The organism is Streptacidiphilus carbonis (assembly GCF_000787775.1).
Lineage (GTDB): Bacteria > Actinomycetota > Actinomycetes > Streptomycetales > Streptomycetaceae > Streptacidiphilus > Streptacidiphilus carbonis.
The window spans coordinates 102,189-105,145 of record NZ_BBPM01000020.1; the positions used below are offsets into that span (position 1 = coordinate 102,189).

Consider the following 2,957-nt stretch of genomic DNA (forward strand, 5'->3'; position numbering starts at 1 on the left):
TCCTGAGCCCCCTGGCCCTGCTCCCCATCGCCACCTTCACCCTCACCCGCCAGTCCCAGGTCTTCGTCGAGCGCTACCTCGCCTCCTCCCTCGCCCCCGGCACCATCTCCCACCTCAACTACGCCGAGAAGGTCGCCCAGATGGCGATGACCCTCGGCGTGCTGGTGTGCACCGTCACCTTCCCGGTGGTCGCCAGGGCCCTCGCCGACGGCGACTTGGAGGCGGCCAGGGACCGGGTGCAGAAGGACCTCGGACTGATCGGCGCACTGGTCCTGGCCGGCACCGCGGTGCTGATGGCCTGCGCCCCGCAGGTGGTCGCGCTGCTGTTCCAGCGCGGGGCCTTCACCGCCCAGGACACCGCCGCCACCGCCTCGGTGATGCGCGTCTACAGCCTGGGCCTGCTCGGCCAGGCCATGGTCGGCGCGCTGGTGCGGCCGTTCTTCTCGACCCGCCCGGTGGTGGCCTTCGGCGCCGCCCCGACCAGGTCGGGAACGCGGAGCGACTGGTTCCCGCTGGCCGCGATGGCGACCGGACTGCTCGTCACCACCCTGCTGGGGCTGGCCACCGTCACCCGCTACGGGGCGATCGGGCTGGCCGCCGCCAACGCCGCCGGCATCACCCTTACCGCGGTGCTGCTGCTGGTGGGGATCAGGACCCGCGGGGTGGCGCTGCGGCTGCGGACGGTGCTGCTGGACCAGGCCAGGCTGCTGGCCGCCGCCGCGCTCGCCGCCGCGGCCGCCTACACGGCCGCCCGGCCGATCGGCGCCCATGCGCTGCCCGCGGTGCTGCTGGGCGCCGTGGTCGGCGTCGCCGCCTTCGCACTGGCCGCCGTGGCGCTCAGGGCGCCGGTGGTCACCGGACCGCTCGCAGGAGCCACCGCCAGGCTGCGGACCCGCAGCCGTGACGACGAAGCCGAAAGGGAGGGAAACCATGGTGGCTGAGCCTCTGCACCGGGAGCGGAGGGCACCCTCGGACCCCCCGGACGCCGGGTCCCCGGACGCAGGCTCCCGGGACGCCGGCCTCCCGGACACCGGCCTCCCGGACACCCTGCCCCCGGGCGAGGAGCTGTGCGCCGGCCCCGCGATCCGGCCCGCCCAGGCGCCCTGGGCGCTGATGTACCACTCGGTGGACGAGTACACGGAGGACCCGTACCGGGTCACCGTCACCCCGGCCCGGTTCGCCCGGCAGATGGCCTGGCTGCACTCCTGCGGCCTGCGCGGCGTCGGCCTCGGCGAGCTGCTGCGCGCGCAGGCGGCCGGCCGGGCCGGCGACCTGGTCGGACTGACCTTCGACGACGGCTACGCCGACCTCACCCGCGGGGTGCTGCCGGTGCTGCAGCAGTACGGGTTCTCCGCCACCGCCTTCGTCGTGGTCGGCCGCCTGGGCGGCCACAACGTCTGGGACGAGGGCCCGCGCAAACCACTGCTGACGGCAGATCAGATCTTCCGGCTGCACGACTGCGGGGTGGAGATCGGCTCGCACGGCATGTACCACCGCTCGCTGCCGGGGATCGCCGCCGAGACCCTGGCCGAGGAGACCGGGCGCAGTCGCGAGCTGCTGCGGGACCTCCTCGGTGAGCCGGTCGGAGGATTCTGCTACCCCTACGGCGCGGTCGACGCCGCCGCGGCCGCGGCCGTCCGCGACAGTGGCTACGACTACGGGGCCGCGATCGCGCACGGCCCGCTCACCGGCCGCTGGGCGCTGCCGCGCTCCTATGTCGGCGAACGCGACAACGGGCTGCGGCTGCGCGCCAAGCGCGCCCGGCACCGGCTGCGCGGGCTGCGTGTCGGTCTGGACGGAGAGGGTGCCCGATGAAGGTCCTACACGTGATCACGGGCCTCGGCGCCGGCGGCGCCGAGCAGCAACTACGGTTGTTGCTACGACATCTGCCGGACCGTCACCACAGCGATGTGGTGACCCTGGAGAACCCGGGCACGGTGGCCCAGGGCCTGCGTGCGGACGGCGTCCGGGTGGTCGACCTGGGGATGCGGGGCAACCGCGACCTGGCCGCGCTGCCCCGGCTGACCGGGCTGATCCGGCACGGCGGCTACGACCTGGTGCACTGCCACCTCTACCGGGCCTGCGTCTACGGGCGGCTGGCCGCCCGGCTGGCCGGGGTCGGCGCGGTGGTCGCCACCGAGCACTCGCTGCTGCCCGGGATCATCGAGGGGCGCCGGACCACCTTCGGCGTGCGGGCCCTCTACCTGGCCGCCGAGAGGCTCGGCCACAGCACCGTGGCGGTCTCCGACTCGGTCGCCGATCACCTGGCCGACTGGAGGGTCCCCGCACACCGGGTGGTGACCATCCCCAACGGCGTGGACGCGGCCCGCTACGCGCAGCCCGCGCCGACCCGCGCCGCCACCCGGCAGTTCGTCCGGGCCGGCCTGGGCCTGCCGCAGGACGCGCTGGTGGTGGGCGGTCTGGGCCGGATGGTGCCCGGCAAGCGGTTCGAGGTGCTGGTGGACGCGCTGGCGCTGATGCCGGCCGGCGACGGGAAGCCGGCCCCCCGGCTGCTGCTGGTCGGCGACGGGGAGCAGCGCCCGGCGCTGGAGCGTCGGGCCCGCGCGGTCGGCGTCGCCGACCGGGTGGTGTTCGCCGGCGAGCGCGACGACGTCCCGGACCTGCTCACGGCGATGGACGTGCTGGCGGCCCCGTCCCGGAACGAGACCTTCGGGATGGCGCTGATCGAGGCGCTGGCCGCCGGACTGCCGGTGCGCTGGTCCTCCGGACCGGCGCTGTCCGAACTGCCGCCGGAGGCGGCACCGGGCGCCCGCCGGATCCCCTCCGAACCGTCCGCCTACGCGGCCGAGCTGGCGCAGCTGCGCCGGCGCCGTACCCCGCTGCCGCAGCCGGAGGCGGTGCGGCGCTACGACATCGCCCGGCTCGCCCTTCGGGTGGCCGAGCTCTACGACCGGCTCGGCCCGGCCCCGCTCGCCCGCACCGCCACCCCTCCCGCC

The 2,957-nt window shown here is 75.6% G+C and carries 3 protein-coding genes; all 3 read left to right on the plus strand.

From position 1 onward, the window contains the following. Positions 1–941: lipid II flippase MurJ (locus TR46_RS44315; protein WP_042402075.1), on the plus strand; the 941-nt coding region annotated here is incomplete at its 5' end. Further along, positions 931–1,815, plus strand: a complete 885-nt coding sequence (locus TR46_RS17980) for a polysaccharide deacetylase family protein (RefSeq protein ID WP_084718660.1) — start codon at positions 931–933, stop codon at positions 1,813–1,815. The genes TR46_RS44315 and TR46_RS17980, both read left to right, overlap by 11 nt. After that, positions 1,812–2,957, plus strand: a 1,146-nt coding sequence (locus tag TR46_RS17985; RefSeq protein ID WP_042402083.1) for a glycosyltransferase, incomplete at its 3' end; no start/stop codon positions are given. The genes TR46_RS17980 and TR46_RS17985, both read left to right, overlap by 4 nt.

Coding starts and splice junctions, on each gene's coding strand:
- TR46_RS17980 (WP_084718660.1), top strand. CDS start 931: ATGGTGGCTGAGCCTCTGCACCGGGAGCGGAGGGCACCCTCGGACCCC.